The 16,215-nt window shown below is 72.3% G+C and carries 15 protein-coding genes; 11 read left to right on the top strand and 4 right to left on the bottom strand.

Annotated elements, in window-relative coordinates; genetic code table 11:
• Positions 1 to 19: 19 nt before the first annotated feature.
• Positions 20 to 286, top strand: coding sequence for a DUF6504 family protein (locus AB0G15_RS09910; protein WP_362687045.1), 267 nt, complete (start codon positions 20 to 22; stop codon positions 284 to 286).
• Between the two features lie 135 nt (positions 287 to 421).
• Here AB0G15_RS09910 and AB0G15_RS09905 read toward each other — a convergent pair whose 3' ends face one another.
• Positions 422 to 1,198 carry a DUF4328 domain-containing protein gene (locus AB0G15_RS09905; RefSeq protein WP_362837156.1) on the bottom strand — a complete coding sequence of 259 codons (777 nt, stop codon included), beginning with the start codon at positions 1,196 to 1,198 and terminating at the stop codon, positions 422 to 424.
• 83 nt (positions 1,199 to 1,281) lie between these two features.
• On the bottom strand, positions 1,282 to 1,932 hold the full coding sequence (locus tag AB0G15_RS09900; protein ID WP_362837154.1) for a response regulator transcription factor: 651 nt from the start codon (positions 1,930 to 1,932) through the stop codon (positions 1,282 to 1,284).
• Positions 1,933 to 2,089: 157 nt separating this feature from the next.
• Here AB0G15_RS09900 and AB0G15_RS09895 point away from each other — a divergent pair, with 157 nt between their 5' ends.
• On the top strand, positions 2,090 to 2,866 hold the full coding sequence (locus AB0G15_RS09895; RefSeq protein ID WP_362837152.1) for an ABC transporter ATP-binding protein: 777 nt from the start codon (positions 2,090 to 2,092) through the stop codon (positions 2,864 to 2,866).
• Positions 2,863 to 4,911 (top strand): FtsX-like permease family protein, encoded by a 2,049-nt coding sequence (locus AB0G15_RS09890; RefSeq protein ID WP_362837150.1) that lies wholly within the window; start codon positions 2,863 to 2,865, stop codon positions 4,909 to 4,911. The genes AB0G15_RS09895 and AB0G15_RS09890 overlap by 4 nt, the downstream gene beginning before the upstream one ends.
• A gap of 117 nt (positions 4,912 to 5,028) precedes the next feature.
• On the opposite strand, the gene AB0G15_RS09885 is transcribed toward AB0G15_RS09890, so the two are convergent.
• A complete protein-coding gene (locus AB0G15_RS09885) occupies positions 5,029 to 6,048 on the bottom strand; it encodes an LLM class F420-dependent oxidoreductase (RefSeq protein ID WP_362837148.1) in 1,020 nt (339 codons plus the stop codon).
• Between the two features lie 111 nt (positions 6,049 to 6,159).
• On the opposite strand from AB0G15_RS09885, the gene AB0G15_RS09880 reads away from it, so the two are divergent.
• Complete coding sequence (locus tag AB0G15_RS09880) at positions 6,160 to 7,653, top strand: sulfatase (RefSeq protein WP_362837146.1); 1,494 nt, start codon at positions 6,160 to 6,162, stop codon at positions 7,651 to 7,653.
• Here AB0G15_RS09880 and AB0G15_RS09875 read toward each other — a convergent pair.
• On the bottom strand, positions 7,582 to 8,337 hold the full coding sequence (locus AB0G15_RS09875; RefSeq protein WP_362837144.1) for an FCD domain-containing protein: 756 nt from the start codon (positions 8,335 to 8,337) through the stop codon (positions 7,582 to 7,584). The two genes, AB0G15_RS09880 and AB0G15_RS09875, sit on opposite strands and share 72 nt — an antisense overlap.
• Before the next feature lie 70 nt (positions 8,338 to 8,407).
• Here AB0G15_RS09875 and AB0G15_RS09870 point away from each other — a divergent pair, with 70 nt between their 5' ends.
• From AB0G15_RS09870 to cobA, 7 genes are all read left to right on the top strand, one after another.
• On the top strand, positions 8,408 to 9,223 hold the full coding sequence (locus AB0G15_RS09870) for a (Fe-S)-binding protein (protein WP_362837142.1): 816 nt from the start codon (positions 8,408 to 8,410) through the stop codon (positions 9,221 to 9,223).
• 76 nt (positions 9,224 to 9,299) lie between these two features.
• The gene (locus AB0G15_RS09865) at positions 9,300 to 10,706 is read left to right on the top strand and encodes a lactate utilization protein B (protein ID WP_362837140.1); all 1,407 of its coding nucleotides are present in this window, start codon (positions 9,300 to 9,302) and stop codon (positions 10,704 to 10,706) included.
• On the top strand, positions 10,703 to 11,380 hold the full coding sequence (locus tag AB0G15_RS09860) for an LUD domain-containing protein (RefSeq protein ID WP_362837138.1): 678 nt from the start codon (positions 10,703 to 10,705) through the stop codon (positions 11,378 to 11,380). Before AB0G15_RS09865 ends, AB0G15_RS09860 begins: the two co-directional genes overlap by 4 nt.
• A 233-nt stretch (positions 11,381 to 11,613) precedes the next feature.
• The gene (locus AB0G15_RS09855) at positions 11,614 to 12,156 is read left to right on the top strand and encodes a GNAT family protein (protein ID WP_362837136.1); all 543 of its coding nucleotides are present in this window, start codon (positions 11,614 to 11,616) and stop codon (positions 12,154 to 12,156) included.
• 338 nt (positions 12,157 to 12,494) lie between these two features.
• A complete protein-coding gene (locus tag AB0G15_RS09850) occupies positions 12,495 to 13,322 on the top strand; it encodes a sirohydrochlorin chelatase (protein ID WP_362687012.1) in 828 nt (275 codons plus the stop codon).
• 92 nt (positions 13,323 to 13,414) lie between these two features.
• Positions 13,415 to 14,518, top strand: a complete 1,104-nt coding sequence (gene cobT / locus AB0G15_RS09845; RefSeq protein WP_362837134.1) for a nicotinate-nucleotide--dimethylbenzimidazole phosphoribosyltransferase — start codon at positions 13,415 to 13,417, stop codon at positions 14,516 to 14,518.
• 153 nt (positions 14,519 to 14,671) lie between these two features.
• Complete coding sequence (gene cobA / locus AB0G15_RS09840; protein WP_362837132.1) at positions 14,672 to 15,904, top strand: uroporphyrinogen-III C-methyltransferase; 1,233 nt, start codon at positions 14,672 to 14,674, stop codon at positions 15,902 to 15,904.
• Positions 15,905 to 16,215 lie beyond the last annotated feature (311 nt).

Genomic DNA, 16,215 nt, shown 5'->3' with positions numbered 1-16,215 from the left:
AAGCCGCGGGAGAGGCGTCTTGAGCAGACTTTACGGCGACCCCATCGAGGTGTGGATCCGCGACGGGCAGCCCGTCCAGTTCGTCTGGCGCGACCGCCTCTACACCGTCCGCCGGGTCCTCGACCACTGGGTCGTCGCGCGAGAGTGGTGGAAGATCTCCGACAGCGATCCCGGCGAGCGCCGGTTCTGGCGGGCCGAGGCCGCCACGGGCGATCAGGCCGGCACCTACGAGCTCCGGTTCGACACCGCGGGCGAGGGCTGGCTGCTGATCAGGGCATGGGACTGACGCTCCGTCCGGATACGTTTCCGCCGCCGGAGGCATACCGCCGGAGGCGTGCCGACGAAGACATGCCGCCGGAGACATGTGGCCGGCGCCCCGCCTTGCCCCGGCCCGCCTTCCGCCGGGTGGGGCGGTCCTCGTTCACTGCCCTGCGGGGTGGACCTCCTGGGGCTGGTCCTGCTCCGACACCTCCGGCGAGGAAGCCTCCGGGGCGGAGGGCGGGGAGCTCCTCACGAGCAGGTGCGGGACCGCCTCCGCCGGGGGCGGCGGGAGGTGGTGTTCCGCGTCGGCCTGCCGCCGGTGCCCGGCACCCGCGGCCTGGATCCCGGTGATCTGCCGTACGGTCGCCGCGCACAGCAGTGAGGCGACCGCGACGGCGATCAGCTCGGTCGGCCCGAAGCCGGTCAGGTTCGTGCCCCCCCGGGACGCCCCCGGCCACAGCCGGGCCAGCACCAGGGCGAGCGCGACGAGCCAGCTCAGCCACCAGGCGGTGAGCAGTGCCGTCCAGCGGAGGCGGCGGTCCAGCGGCGGGCGGGAGGCCCACCACAGCCGGTCGACCAGCACGGCGGGCGCGACCAGGTTGACCACGGGCACGAACCAGCTCACCAGGACCGGTGCCACCGCGGCCAGGCCGGCGCCCTGCCGGGCGCGGAGCAGCCAGTTCAGGTACGCGGCGACGGCGGCGATCGCGGTCCCGGCGAAGAACATGATCAGGATGGCGAAGACGGTGACCGCGCCGAAGACCGCGTCGGCGCCGGGGGCGTGGGGGTCGCCGCCGAGTTCGGCTATCTCCAGGACGAGGCGCCGGCCACGGGCCTGTTCGAACACCGCCAGGGCGGCGATCGCGATCACCAGTGCGGTGAGCGTGACATAGACGGCCGAAGCCGACCTTTTCTGTAGAGATGGGATAGAGCGCATGTATATCTCCCCCCGCCATGCGCCGAAGACCTGCCCTCTTTCTATCCCGTCAGCTCTCCCGCTAATCAGCCCAAACGACCCGCTCAGCCGACGATGCCGGACTCCCACGCCCACGCGGCGGTCTCCACCCGGTTCCTGGCACCCAGCTTCGTGTGGATGCTCCCCAGGTGCGTCTTCACTGTCGACAGCGAGACGAACAGCTCGGCGGCCACCTCCTGGTTGGTCCGCCCCCTGGCCACCAGGCGCACGACGTCCAGCTCGCGCTCGGTGAGGGGCTCGCTGGGCGGCCGGGCGGCGCCGGTCCGGGGGTGGGACAGGTGTTCGAGCAGGCGTACGGTCACCGACGGCGACACCAGCGCGTCCCCGGCCGCCGCGGCCCGGATCGCCTCGATGAGCAGCGTCGGCCCGCTGTCCTTGAGCAGGAAACCGGTCGCCCCGGCGCGCAGCGCCCCGTAGACGTACTCGTCGAGGTCGAAGGTGGTGACGATGACCACCTTCATCGGGTCCTGCACCCCCGGCCCCGCGAGGATGCGGGTGGCCTCCAGGCCGTCCAGCTTGGGCATCCGGATGTCGAGCAGGCACACGTCCGGTCGCAGCCTCCGCGCCAGCTCGACGGCCTCGGCCCCGTTGGCGGCCGTCGCCAGGACCTCCATGTCCTCCTGGGCGTCCAGAATCATCTGGAACCCGGTTCGTACCAGCTCCTGGTCGTCGGCGATGAGCACCCGAATCGTCACCTGATGGATTGTGCCAGCACGAAGGCGGGACCGGATCGGGCATCCGGCCGATGTGCCGGTGAACGACGGCGAATCATCCTTTCGGCCGATCCCGGCGGGGAGCGCGGAGACCATCGGTCGATCCGTCGCCGCGCTCCCCGCAGGGAGAGTTCTCGGCATGAATGTTGTCCTTGAGGGATCCGGGCTGATCAAGCGCTTCGGAACGACCGTGGCGCTGGGCGGTGTCGGGCTGGCGGTCCACGCGGGCGAGGCCGTGGCGATCATGGGCCCGAGCGGGTCGGGAAAATCGACGCTGCTCCACTGCCTGGCCGGGATCATGAAGCCGGACGCGGGTGAGGTGCACCTGCTCGGCGACCGCATCGACACGCTGGGGGAGCGGAAACGCAGCGCCCTGCGCCGCACGCGGTTCGGCTTCGTGTTCCAGTTCGGCCAGCTCCTGCCGGAACTGCCCGCCGACGAGAACGTCGCGCTGCCGCTCATGCTCGGCGACGTTCCGCGGGCCGACGCGGTGCGGCAGGCGCACGAGTGGTTCGGCCCGCTCGGTCTGGGCGGGATGGAGGGGCGGCGCCCCGGGGAGCTCTCCGGCGGCCAGGCGCAGCGGGTGGCGATCGCCCGCGCCCTGGTCACCCGCCCCGCGGTCGTCTTCGCCGACGAGCCGACGGGGGCGCTCGACCAGAGCACCGGCCACGACACGATGCGCCTGCTGACCGGCGCCACCAGGCGCAACGGGGCCTCGCTGGTCGTCGTCACCCACGATCCCCAGGTGGCCCGCTGGTGCGACCGCGTGGTCGAGGTCCGCGACGGCCACCTCCTGCCCGGCTCCGGCCCGCGGAGTCCGTACGAGGACACCGGCCCGCGGGATCCGTACGAGGACGTCCGGGAGCGGGACGGCGCCGAGGCGGCGACCCGGGCGTTTCCCGGGGTGAGCGGATGAGCGGGCCGCTCGGCCTGAGCTGGCGGCTGCTGCGCGGCGGGGGCCGTCGCGGCCTGCTGGGGGCGGGGCTGACCGTGGCGGCGGTGGCGGTCTCCACCGCGCTGCTGCTCTTCGCCGTCGTGGCCAACCTCGGCTTCCAGGACAGGGCGGCCCGGGAGGCGTGGCGCAACCCGGTACCGGTCGCGAGCGGGGCCGTGGCGGTCCAGGCCGTCCGCACGGACTACGTGCGCGACCTGTGGATCACGGTCGTGGACCTCGCCGCGCTCGGGCCGCAGGCACCCCCGCCGCCCGGCCTGGACCGCTTCCCCGCGCCCGGGGAGATCTGGTTCTCCCCGGGGCTGGCCGAGCTCGCCGGCGAACTCCCGGCCGGGCAGCTCGCCGCCCGCTTCCCGGGCAGGCGCGGCGGGACGATCGGCGACGAGGCGCTCGTGTACCCGGGAGAGCTGGTCGTGGTACGCGGGCAGGCGGCGGACTCACCGGTGATGAGGGCCACCTCGTCGGACGACTCGCGCGGCGGCGCCGTGCCGACCAGGATCTCCGGCTTCGCGGGGAGGACGACGGACGACGCGGTGGGCTACGGCGCGCTCGGGCTGATCGCGAGCGTGCTCATGGTCGTGCCGCTGCTGGTGTTCGGCGGCGCGGCGGCCCGCCTGACCGTGGCCCGCCGGGACCGGCGCCTGGCCGCCCTCCGGCTGGTCGGCGCCTCTCCCGGCCAGGTGGTCGCCATGACCGTCTGCGAAGCGGTGATCACCGCGTTCGGCGGCGCGGTGCTGGGAACGGCGCTGTACGGGCTGCTCACCCCGCTGCTGGCCCGGATCGAGATCAGGGGAGGACCCTGGTTCCTCGCCGACGTGTGGCCGGGGGTGCTTCCCACGCTCGCCGTTCTGGTGGCTGTGCCGCTGCTCGTCGGGGTGTCGGCCGTGGTCGGCCTGCGCCGTGTGGTGGTCAGCCCGCTCGGCGTCGCCAAGCGGGAGACCCCTCCGGCGATGCGCTTCCTGCGGGTCGTCGCGCTGCTCGCGGCCCTGGCGGCGGTTCCCCTGCTCGGCCGCGGCTCCGGGGCCGGGGTGGGGGTGATCGCCGCGGTCATCGGCGTGGCCTTCCTGTGCGTCAACCTCGCCGGACCGTGGGTCGTCGCGGTGATCGGCCGGATCACCACCCGCGCCGCCCGGAGCCCCGCGCGGCTGCTGGCCGGGCGCCGGTTGACCGACGACCCGCGGTCCGCCTGGCGGACGGTGAGCGGCGTGGCCCTGACGGGATTCGTGGCCGGGTTCATCGGCCTCCTCGCCCCGGGCGACATCGTGTTCGACGGCGCGGGGGCGGAACTGCGTCTGGCCGTGCCCTCCGCGCGGGCGGCCGAGGTCACCGCCGAGGTGCGCGAGCGCCTGTCCGCGGCGGGCGTCCGGGCGGCGGTCGGCCTCGTGGAGAAGGGCGGGCGAGCGAGGAAGGGCGACGGCGGCGACGGCGGCGACGGCGACGACAGGGTGGTCACCGTTTCGGTGGGCCGCACCGATACCACCGCCGGTTCCGGTTCCGGTTCCGGTTCCGAGGGGCCGGTGGACGTGGCGGCCGTCGACCGGGCGCGTACCGCCCTGGAGGGGCTGGTGCCCGGGCACGGGGCGACCTCGGCCGCCGACGACGACCGGCTCTCCGTCCAGATCCTCGACGACATCGGCACCGGCACGATCATCGTGCTCGCGGTCTCGTTCCTGGTGGCGATCGCCAGCGCCGGGATCACCGCCGCCTCCTCGGTCCTCGACCGCAGGCAGACCTACGCGCTGCTCCGCCTGGCCGGTACGCCACTGGAGGTCCTGGACGCGGCCCGCAGGGCGGAGACCCTCATACCGCTGACGGTCATGGGAGGCGGCACCATCGCGATCGGCGTCTTCTGCGCCCTGCCGTTCGCCGCCGCCGCGATGAACGTCACGGGCGCGATCATCCTGCTGGTCTGCGTCGCGCTCGGGTTCGCCGGGGTGGTCGGCGCGGGGGCGGCGAGTGCCCCGCTCCTGCGTTCCGTCACCGCCGACCCGGCCCCCCGGCCGGACTGAGGCCCGGTACGGCGGCCCGGAGCGGGACGCCGTACCGGGCGACGGAGGCGAGGAGGGGGCGGCCTCCGCGCGTGGAGGAGCGGCGCCGCCCGGGTCGGTGTGTCCGGCCGGGAAGGGTCAGCCCAGGACCAGGTCCCTGACGGTCTTCAGGGACGCCTCGTCGCGGGGGCCCATGACCAGGAGGTTGCTCACCGGGCTCTCGCGCCACAGCTGCAGGCGCTCGCGGATGCGGCCCACCGGGCCCACCAGGGAGATGCCGTCGGCCAGTTCGTCAGGGATCGCGTTGAACGCCTCGTCCCTGCGTCCGGCCAGGTAGAGGGCCTGGATCTCCTCGGTTGCCTCGGCGTAGCCCATCCTGCCGATGATGTCGGCGTGGAAGTTGCGGCTCTTGGCCCCCATGCCGCCGATGTAGAGGGTCAGCATCATCTTCACCCCGTCCAGCGCCGCCCTGACGTCGTCGGTGATCACGGTCATCACCATCGCGGCGATGTCGAAGCCGGGGCCGGCTCCGGCGAGCGAGGGGCCGTACATCCGCTCGATCTTCTCGGGGAACACGAACAGCGGCAGCCAGCCGTCGGCGATCTCGGCGGCGAGGGCGACGTTCCTCGGTCCCTCGGCGCCGAGGTAGAGGGGGATCTCGGCGCGCAGCGGGCGGGTGATCAGCTTCAGCGGCTTGCCGAGGTTCGCGCCTCCCGGGTAGGGGAGGGGGTAGTGCTCGCCGTCGCTCGTCACCGGCTCCTCGCGGCGCCACACCTTGCGCATGATCTCGACGTACTCGCGGGTGCGGGCGAGCGGCTTGGGGAACGGCGTTCCGTACCAGCCCTCGACGACCTGGGGCCCCGACGCGCCGATGCCGAGCAGCAGCCGCCCGCCGGTGAGATGATCGAGCGTCATCGCGGTCATCGCGGTCGCCGCCGGGGTTCTCGCGGAGATCTGCACCACGGACGTGCCCAGTTTGATGCGGGACGTCCGCGCGCCGTACCAGGCCAGAGGGGTGAAGGCGTCGCTACCGTAGGCTTCCGCGGTCCAGACGGACTCATACCCCAGCCGTTCGGCGGTCTGGACGAGTTCGGTGGCGTCGTCGGCGTTCCGTTGCCAGTAGCCGAGGTTCAGGCCGAGCTTCAGGTCGGTGCTCACGGGGGTCTCCTCGCGACGTGACGCCGGACGGGCTCCGCAATTAGAACACGTTCTATATTGGTCGGTCGAGTGTGAGGTGTCGAAATTCGGTCTCCCGGGAAGCGTGCACTTGTGCTCAATGCCGCTCGCAAACTCCTCTCCCTGATCTCGCTCCTCGCCCTCGCCGCGATGGGAACGATCCCGGCCGTGGCGCACGCGGCGGGGCGGCCCAACGTGGTGCTGATCCTCGTCGACGACCTGGACGCGGGTGATCTGCAGAAATTTCCCAATATCTGGAACCTGCTCGCCCGGAGTGGCACCAGCTTCGACAGGTTCTTCGTGCCCAACTCCTGGTGCTGCCCCTCGCGCGCGTCGATCATGCGGTGCCAGTACGTGCACAGCCACGGCGTGTACACCAACACGGCCCCCGAAGGAGGCTTCACCAAGTACTACACATCCGGACTGGAACGCTCCAACATTGCGACGTGGATGAAGTCGGCCGGATACCGCACCGGACTGATGGGCAAATACCTCAACCACTATCCCGGCGGCGCCACCTCCGCCACCCACGTGCCTCCCGGCTGGGACGAGTGGGACGTACCGGTGCGCAGGCTGTACGAGGAGTACGGCTACACGCTCAACGAGAACGGCATGCTGCGCGACTACGGCTTCGCGCCGCAGGACTATCTGACCGACGTGCTCAGCGCGAAGGCGGGGGCGTTCGTGTCCCAGCCCAGTCAGGATCCGTTCTTCCTCTACCTCGCCCCGGTCGCCCCGCACAACCCGGCCAACTACGCCCCCCGGCACCAGGCCGCCTTCGCCGGGGTGGTGGCTCCGCGCACCCCGTCCTTCAACCAGCCCGACGTCAGTGCCGAGCCGCTCTGGCTCAGGTCGCTCCCGCCGCTCGACACCTCGAAGATCCGCAAAATCGACCGCCACTACCGGGACCGGCTCCGGGCGATGCTCGGCGTGGACGACATGGTGGGCACCCTCGTCGAATCTCTCAGGGCCTCCGGCAAGCTGGATGAAACGTATATCTTTTTCGCCTCCGATAACGGGTTCCACCTGGGCCAGCACAGGCTTCCCCATGGCAAGACCACGCCCTTCGACGAGGCGATCAAGGTGCCGCTGCTGGTCAGGGGGCCCGGCGTGCAGGCGGGCCGCGTCGTCGGGGACATGGCCGCGAGCATCGACCTGGCCCCGACGTTCGCCCAGCTCGCCGGGGCCACGCTCCCCGACTTCGCCGAGGGCCGCTCCCTGCTGCCGCTGCTGCGGGGCGAAAGGCCTCCCTCGTGGCGCCAGAACGTGCTGCTGGAGTTCTACCGCCCGACCAGCCCGAGTTCGGCCCGGCAGACCCCGGTTCCGGCGTACCAGGGGATGCGGACCGCCCAGCACACCTTCGTCCGCTACTCCACCGGCGAGTACCAGATCTACGACCTCGTCAGGGACCCCTACCAGCTCCGCAACCTCGCCGCCGAGACGCCGCTCCCCGTGATCGCCGAGTTCAACCGGCAGCTCGACGCACTGGTCTCCTGCTCGGGCGCCACCTGCCGCTCAGCCGACTCGGTCACCCCGCCCCTGCTGCCCTTCAAGCCCCGCGTCGTCCTCAGTCCCTGGGGGACGTGAGATGCCGGGATAGGCCCGCCGCAGGTGGTCCTCCACGGCGGCCGAGGCCTCCGCCGCGTCCCCGGCGGCGATGGCCCGGTGGATCCGGCGATGGTCGGCCATGAGCCCGGCCGTGCCGCCGAGGCGCTCGACCGCCTCGACCGCGTAGCGGCGGAGCGAGTCGCGCAGGGAGAGCATCATGGCGGTGGTCAGCCGGTTGCCCGAGGCCTCGGCGATCGCCACGTGGAAGGCCGTGTCGTGCTCGACGAACTCCTCGGCCGTCGTCGTGGCGTCCATGCGCTCCAGCGCGGCGGTGAGGGCCGACAGGTCGGCCCCGTGGGCGGCGGCGTGCGCGGCCGACCACTTCTCGATCATCAGCCGGGCGTCGACGACCTCCTCCAGTGACAGGTTCGACAGCCCGAGGTGGAGCCTCAGCAGGTCGCTCAGTGCCTCGGCGGGTCTGGAGATGAGGAAGGCCCCCGCGTCCGGCCCCCGTCCGACCTGCGACGACACCACCCCCAGGGTCTCCAGCACCCGCATCGCCTCGCGTACCGACGACCGGCTCACCCGCAGCTGCTCGGCGAGCTGCCGCTCGCCGGGCAGGCGGTCTCCGACCCTGAGCCCGTCACCCGCAATGCGCCGCTCGATCTGGGCGATCACGTCCTCGAACGCCCGGGTACGCCGGACCGGCTGCCAACCGCTCAAGAGGACCTCCTCTTGTGGGGAAATGTGGTCAGACCATACTGTGGTCGGACCATTGAAAGGAAGGAGTGCCGTGCGCGTCGCCCTCTTCATCACCTGCGTGAACGACACACTGTTTCCCGGTACCGGGCGGGCGGTCGTCACGCTGCTGCGCCGCCTCGGATGTGACGTCGAGTTCCCGCGGGCGCAGACCTGCTGCGGCCAGATGCACGTCAACACGGGATACCCCGAGGAGGGCAGGCGGCTCGCACGGCACTTCGTGGACGTCTTCGCCGGGTACGACGCGGTCGTCGCGCCGTCGGGATCGTGCGCCGCGATGGTCCGCGAGCAGTACCCGCGGCTCGCCCGCACCCCCGCCGCCCCCGCCATGGCCGGGTCCGGCACCCCCGGGGGCCTGATCACCGGGACCAGCGGGGCCGCCGCGGCCGGAGACGCGCCCGGTTCCTTCGCCGCCGAGGTGGCCGAGATGGCGCCCAAGGTCCACGACCTGTCCGAGTTCCTCGTCGACGTCCTCGGTGTCACCGACGTCGGCGCCTACTTCCCGCACCGGGTGACCTACCACCCGACCTGCCACTCGATGCGCGTCCTCCGGGTGGGAGACCGGCCCACCCGGCTGCTGGAGCAGGTCAGGGGGCTGGAGCTGGTCCCGCTCCCCGGAGCCGACGAGTGCTGCGGCTTCGGCGGCACCTTCGCGGTGAAGAACCCGGCGATCTCCGCGGCCATGTGCGCCGACAAGGTGCACAACGTCGCGACCACCGGTGCCGAGGTGCTGTGCGCCGCCGACAACTCCTGCCTGATGCACATCGGCGGCACCCTGAAGCGCCAGCGCACCGGCGTGCGGATCATGCATCTCGCCGAGATCCTCGCCGCCACGGAGGCCACCCGATGAGCGTCCCGGTCGTTGAGCAGAGGATCGACGAGCAGAGGGCCGACGAGCAGAGGACCGACGAGAGGACGGCCCGCCGATGAGCGGCACGTTCCTGGGCATGCCCGCCTTCCCGGCGAACGCCGCGGCCGCCGTGCAGGACTCGCAGCTCAGATACAACCTCCGCAAGGCCACCCACACGATCCGCGGCAAGCGGGCCTTTGCGGTCGGCGAGCTGCCCGACTGGGCCGAGCTCCGCCGGGCGGGCAAGGAGATCAAGGACCACACCCTGCGCAACCTGGAGCGCTACCTCCTCCAAATGGAGGAGGCCGTCACCGCGGCGGGCGGCCACGTCCACTGGGCGGCCGACGCCGAGGAGGCCAACAGGATCGTCGCCGGCCTGGTCAAGGCCACCGGCGAGACCAGCGTGGTCAAGGTCAAGTCGATGGCCACCCAGGAGATCGGCCTCAACGAGGCCCTCCTGGAGGAGGGCATAACCGCGTACGAGACCGACCTGGCCGAGCTGATCGTCCAGCTCGGGGACGACTGGCCCTCGCACATCCTGGTCCCGGCGATCCACCGCAACCGCTCGGAGATCCGCGAGATCTTCCAGGACAAGATGGCCGACTGGGGCCGCGCGGCGCCCGAGGACCTGAGCGACGAGCCCCGCGCCCTCGCCGAGGCCGCCAGGCTCCACCTGCGCGAGCGCTTCCTGTCGACCAAGGTCGCGATCTCCGGCGCCAACTTCATGATCGCTGAGACCGGCACGCTGGTGGTGCTGGAGTCCGAGGGCAACGGGCGGATGTGCCTCACCCTGCCCGAGACGCTGATCAGCGTGGTCGGCATCGAGAAGCTGCTGCCGAGCTGGCGGGACCTGGAGGTCTTCCTCCAGTTGCTGCCCAGGAGCTCCACCGGCGAGCGGATGAACCCCTACACCTCCACCTGGACGGGCGCGGTCGAGGGCCAGGAGTTCCACCTGGTGCTGCTCGACAACGGCCGCACGAAGGTGCTGGCCGACGAGGTCGGCCGCCAGGCGCTGCGCTGCATCCGCTGCTCCGCCTGCCTCAACGTCTGCCCGGTCTACGAGCGCGCCGGAGGCCACGCGTACGGCTCGGTCTACCCGGGCCCGATCGGCGCGATCCTCACCCCGCAGCTGCGCGGGACCGCCTCGGAGCTGGACGCGTCGCTGCCGTACGCCTCGACCCTCTGCGGCGCCTGCTTCGACGCCTGCCCGGTCGCGATCGACATCCCCGAGGTCCTGGTCCACCTGCGCGGCAAGGTCCGCCACGCGCGTGCCGAGCGCATGGGCATGCGCGCCGCCGGGTGGGTGTTCGACCGCCCCGCGCGGCTGGCGCGCGCCCAGCGGCTCGGCGGCCGCCTGCGCAGGTTCGTTCCCGGGCGCCTGCCGGGACCGCTGTCGGCCTGGACCGATACCCGCGACATTCCCGACATCCCCGCCGAGTCCTTCCGCGACTGGTGGGACCGTACCGACGGAGGTGCCCGATGAACGCCGGAGCGGCCACCCCGGCGTCCGGACCCGGACGCTCGTCCGGCGTGGGCGGCGTCTCCGGTACGGGCAGCAGGGAGCGGATCCTGTCGAAAATCCGCTCCGCCGTGGCCGGAGCCCCCGACGTCGAGATCACCCGGGCCTACCGCACGTCACCGCCGGCCGGTCCGGAGGGCGTGGTGGAGTTGTTCGCCGAGCGGGTGGCCGACTACCGGGCCGTCGTGCACGTGGTCGAGGCGGCCGAGGTGCCCGCGACGATCGCGGCGGCGCTGGCCCGCCGGGGCGCCACCCGGCTGGTCGTCCCGGACGGCCTGCCACCGGAGTGGGTTCCGGTCGACCCGGTCACCGACGATCCCCCGCTGAGCGCGGCCGAGCTGGACGGGGTGGACGGGATCGTCACCGGGTGCGCGGTCGCCATCGCGGAGACCGGCACCATCGTGCTGGACGCCGGGCCCGGACAGGGGCGGCGGGCGCTGACCCTGGTCCCGGACTACCACCTGTGCGTCGTACGGGCCGGGCAGATCGTGGCCGGCGTCCCGGAGGCCGTCGGCAGGCTCGACCCCTCCAGACCGCTGACCTGGATCAGCGGCCCCTCCGCGACCAGCGACATCGAGCTGAACCGGGTGGAGGGCGTGCACGGTCCGCGCACGCTGGAGGTCGTCATCGTCCGCTGAGCCCGGGCGCCGTCGCCGTCCGCCGGGCCCGGACCAAGGCCGGCGGCGCGGTCCCGCTCCACCGGGTGCCGGGTGCCGGGAACCGGCCGCCCGCTTCCGCCTTCCACCTTCCGCCGGACGTGGTTTTCCAGCCGCGCCGGCCCGGGACGAGGCGAAGATCCGGGCTTGCGCGGGAGGGGCCGCCGGGATGAGGTTGGGGCCACACATCTCCCGGCCCCCGGCAAGGAGGGCGCGTGACCGCGTTCGCACCCGATCCGCCGATCCTGACCGGGCGGCTCGTGATCCGGCCCTTCCACCCCGGTGACACCGCCCGCGTCCGGTCGGTGATCAAGGCGCGTGCCAGGTTCCTGCCGCCCGGCGCGCCCGGTCATCCTTCGGGTGTCTCCCAGTGGCTCTCCCACGGCGTGCACGAGCTGCGCCGTTCGGGCCAGGGCGTGCACCTGGCCATGGAGGCCGAAGAACTGGTCGTGGGGGCGATCAGCCTCTTCAGGACCCTCTGGGGCGCCGGGACCACCGAGGTCGGATACGGGGTGCACCCGCTGCACCGGGGCCGGGGCTACGCCACCGAGGCACTGCTCGGCGTGGCGCGCTGGGTGTTCGAGACGACCGAGATGCGCAGGATCGAGCTTCGCGCCGACCTGGCCAACACGGCCTCCCTCCGCGTCGCGGAGAAGGCCGGTTTCGTCAGGGAGGGCGTGCTGCGCGCCGCCGAGCTGGGGGAGGACGGACCGCGCGACATCGTGGTGTTCGGAATGCTCAGAACCGACCTGTCCTGATCCCCACCGGATTCTCGGGTCGCGGGCGGCACGATGGAAGACCTGCCCGGTCGGGAGGGGTGAACGGGCCGGGCGACGCGTGGCGTGAAACACCGGCGTGGCCGTGCTGGACGTCTCCCGCGAGCCTGGCTACCGTGCCATGGCGTGTGATCCAGACGGCCCGGCAGGCGAGGGGGCATCGCCCGCCGCCGCCGGTCCCACCTTCGCGGCCCGTCACATCCGCGCCAGAAAAGACAGAATTTACCGATCCGTTACCTGTCCATGAGGTGCCGTCATCGGATATTGTCGCGAGTCGCCACTGCGTAACCCCAGGTCAAGGTCATTGGAGTCCTGTTTCCATGAAACCGCCGCTGCTGCTCATCGGGCAGGGCTCGCACGACGACAACGGATCTGCTGAATTCGGTAGGTTCATCCATCGACTCCGCTGCCGCCTCGACCAGACGGCTGCGGACGTCTCCGGCGGCTACATCGCCAGGGCCAGGCCGCGCCTCAGCGACTCCGTCGCCTCCCTGGTCGCGCGCGGGCACCACCGGATGGTGGCCCAGCCGATGAGCCTCACCGGCGACGTGTGGCTCGGCGCGGACATCCCCGCCGCGATGGCCCGCGAGCAGGAGAGGCACCCCATGCTGACCTGCGACTACGGCCGCCCCCTGGGCTCCGACCCCCGCATCCTCGCGCTGCTCGCCGAGCGTCTGGCCGACGCGGCCGCCGAGGTCGCCAGCCTCCGGCTGGTCCCGGCCGCCGCCGGGGCGTTCGACGAGGAGCCCGAGCACATCGAGATCGGCGAGACCGCCGTGGTCCTGGTCGGCGACGGCTCCACCAGTCCCGAGACGAACGCCGACGTGCACCGGGTCTCGCGCCTGTTCTGGGAGACCCACGCCCACGAGTACATGACCGTGGAGACGGCCTTCGTCTCCCTCACCCCGCCCGGCGTCCCCGGCGGCATCGAGCGCTGCCGCCGCCTCGGCGCCAAGCGCGTGATCGTCGTTCCCTACCTGCTGTTCGCCGGTGGCCTGCTCGACCGCGTCTGGGCGCAGGCCATGGCCTACGCCGCCGGCCACTCGAACCTGGACGTCCGCTGCGCCGACGTCATCGGCGACTGCGAGGGCCTGGCCGACGTGGTCATCGAGCGCTACGAGGAGGCTCTCAGCGGTATCGCCTGGTGATCCCCTGCGATGGCCCTCGGTGACCGTGTGCGGCACGTGTACGGCCTTTCGGCGCTTTTCCGAAAAGCCGCTTCTCAAGGGAGACTGATCACATGACCATCCTTGAGGAGACCATCGCGGCGATCCGTCCCGCGGATCCGGCGGCCGTCGCGGAGGCCCGCGCCCACCAGGACCGCCTGACCAAGCCCCGTGGCGCGCTGGGCGCCCTGGAGGACGTGGCGGTACGGCTGGCCGGAGCAGCGGCGGTCAGCCCGCCCCCGCTCCCGGTCCCCGCGGCTTTGGCGATCTTCGCCGCGGACCACGGGGTCCACGCCAGGGGCGTGACCCCGTGGCCGCAGGAGGTTACCCTGCAGATGGTCGGCAACTTCCTCGCGGGCGGTGCCGTGGCCAACGCCTTCGCCGCCCAGGTCGGCGCCTCGGTGACGGTCGTCGACGTCGGCGTGGCCGCCGACCTCGACCCCGCGCCCGGCCTGACGATCAGCAAGGTCGCGTACGGCACGGCCGACCTGTCCCGGGGGCCGGCGATGACCCCCGAGCAGGCGGTCGCGGCCCTGGAGGCCGGGATCGCCGTGGCCCGCGACCTTGTCGAGGGGGGCGCCCGCTGCCTGGTCACCGGGGACATGGGCATCGCCAACACCACCGCCTCGGCCGCGCTGATCTGCGCGTTCACCGGTCACGACGCGGCCGTCGTGACCGGCAGGGGCACCGGTGCCGACGACGAGACCCTGGCGCGCAAGGTCGAGGTGGTCCGCGAGGCCCTCCGGGTGAACGGCCTGGAGCCCGAGTGGAACGGCGCCTCCGGGACCCTTGCCCCGGTCTCCGGGGTGCCCGCCCTGGAGATGCTGGCCGCGGTCGGCGGCCTGGAGCACGCGGCGATCGCCGGGTTCGTCCTCGCCGGCGCCGCTCTTCGCGTACCGGTCATCCTGGACGGTGTCATCGCGGGGGCGGCGGCGCTGGCGGCGGCGGCGCTGGCCCCCGGCGCCGTCGACCACTGCGTCGCGGGACACCGCTCGGCCGAGCCCGGCCACGCGGTCGCCCTGGACCACCTCGGGCTGCGCCCCCTGGTCGAGCTGGAACTCCGGCTCGGCGAGGGTACCGGCGGACTGCTCGCCCACCCTCTCGTCTGCGCGGCGGTCAGGGTGATGCACGAGGTCGCGACCTTCGATTCCGCCGGTGTGACGGACAAGGAAGCCTGATCTGCGGAAGTCTTGAGCCGGCGGGTTGACAGCGGTCAGCTCTTTCTTGACAGCTGTTAACACGGGAGCAGCGAAGAGGGAGCTGTTAGCCGGTAGGTTTACCTCCTAGCACGCCATGCTTCACAATTCCTCGCGAACGGGAGATTTGTCGCCATGTCGCCCTACCTGCTTGGCTTGCGCCTCTCCGGGCGGCGAGTGCTCGTCGTGGGCGGAGGACGCGTCGCCCAGCGGCGGGTGCCGGCGCTGCTCGACGCGGGCGCCCTGGTCACCGTCGTCTCGACGAGTGTCACGCACGCCCTCGACGACCTCATCGCGACAGGCCGGGTGACCTGGGAGGCCAGGCGCTACCAGGTCGGCGACGTCGACGGGGCCTGGCTGGTCCAGGCCTGCACGAACGACCGCGCGGTGAACGCCGCGGTGGCCGCGGAGGCCGAGGCCAAGCGGATCTGGTGCGTGCGCGCCGACGACAAGGACGCCTCGGCGGCCTGGACCCCGGCCAGCGGCAAGGTGGACGAGATCAGCGTGGCGATCACCGCGGGAGGCGATCCCCGCCGCGCCGCCGGGATCAGGGACGCCGTCGTCGGAGCCCTCAGGGACGGTACGGTCGGCGCCAGGCGCAACCGCACCAAGCCGGTGGGTGTCGCCCTGGTCGGCGGCGGGCCCGGCGACCCCGGCCTGATCACGGTCCGCGGGCGGCAGCTGCTGGCCCAGGCCGACGTGGTCGTCGCCGACCGCCTCGCCCCGCAGGCCCTGCTCGACGAACTCTCCCCGGACGTCGAGCTGATCGACGCCGCGAAGATCCCCTACGGCCGTTACATGGCCCAGGAGAGGATCAACGAGCTGCTGATCGAGCACGCCAGGCAGGGCAAGTTCGTGGTCCGGCTCAAGGGGGGCGACCCGTTCGTCTTCGGCCGCGGCGGCGAGGAGATGCTCGCCTGCGCCCGCGAGGGCATCCCGGTCCTCGTGGTTCCCGGCATCACCAGCCCGGTCGCGGTGCCCGCCGCCGCCAACGTGCCCGTGACACATCGCGGGGTGAGCCAGGAATTCCACGTGATCTCCGTACATGTTCCGCCGGGCGACGAGAGATCCACCGTCGACTGGCCCAATTTGGCCAGATCCGGCGGCACTCTGGTGCTTATGATGGCGGTCGAACGGATCGGAGCGATCGCCGAAACGCTGATCCATGACGGACGTTCGCCGGAAACTCCCGTAATGGTGGTACAGGACGGTACTCTTCCGACCCAACGCGCTCTTTACGCCACGCTATCCACCGTGGCGGAGCGCGTGAGCGCGGCTGGGATTCGGCCACCTGCGATCGTGATCGTCGGCGATGTCGTGAAGGTCGGCCAGGAGGTCGAGATGGTTCGAGCGGAGCGAGTACCGTGAAATCGGCGTCCAACAGGCCCCCCCACTCGGGTGGTGGCCGTGACCCTCGCCTTGCCGGCACCCCCCAGGAGCCACCCGACGACACCTCGTCGGATGACAAGGAATCCCCCGGCGAGCAGACGGTGACCTTCGGCGCCATCCGCGCCGACGACGACGCGGCCTCCATCCGCGCGCGCGGACAGTCCCCCGAAAGCCGGCCCGGGACGGCCGCTCCCGGAGCGGCCGGCGGTCCCGCCGCGCCCCGGGGCCGGGCGGCGGGGCCCGCGGCCCCGGGTGGCGTGACCGGTCCCGCCATGCCCTCGGGCAGGACG

The sequence above is a fragment of the Streptosporangium sp. NPDC023825 genome (genome assembly GCF_040639575.1).
In the GTDB taxonomy this organism is placed as follows: Bacteria; Actinomycetota; Actinomycetes; order Streptosporangiales; family Streptosporangiaceae; genus Streptosporangium.
This window is presented reverse-complemented; position numbering and strand designations above follow the sequence as displayed.

Bases quoted from the DNA above. Each gene is read 5' to 3' on its own strand.
- AB0G15_RS09905 (WP_362837156.1), bottom strand. From the start codon at position 1,198: ATGCGCTCTATCCCATCTCTACAGAAAAGGTCGGCTTCGGCCGTCTAT.
- AB0G15_RS09895 (WP_362837152.1), top strand. From the start codon at position 2,090: ATGAATGTTGTCCTTGAGGGATCCGGGCTGATCAAGCGCTTCGGAACG.
- AB0G15_RS09890 (WP_362837150.1), top strand. From the start codon at position 2,863: ATGAGCGGGCCGCTCGGCCTGAGCTGGCGGCTGCTGCGCGGCGGGGGC.
- AB0G15_RS09865 (WP_362837140.1), top strand. From the start codon at position 9,300: ATGAGCGGCACGTTCCTGGGCATGCCCGCCTTCCCGGCGAACGCCGCG.
- AB0G15_RS09860 (WP_362837138.1), top strand. From the start codon at position 10,703: ATGAACGCCGGAGCGGCCACCCCGGCGTCCGGACCCGGACGCTCGTCC.
- AB0G15_RS09850 (WP_362687012.1), top strand. From the start codon at position 12,495: ATGAAACCGCCGCTGCTGCTCATCGGGCAGGGCTCGCACGACGACAAC.
- cobT (WP_362837134.1), top strand. From the start codon at position 13,415: ATGACCATCCTTGAGGAGACCATCGCGGCGATCCGTCCCGCGGATCCG.
- cobA (WP_362837132.1), top strand. From the start codon at position 14,672: ATGTCGCCCTACCTGCTTGGCTTGCGCCTCTCCGGGCGGCGAGTGCTC.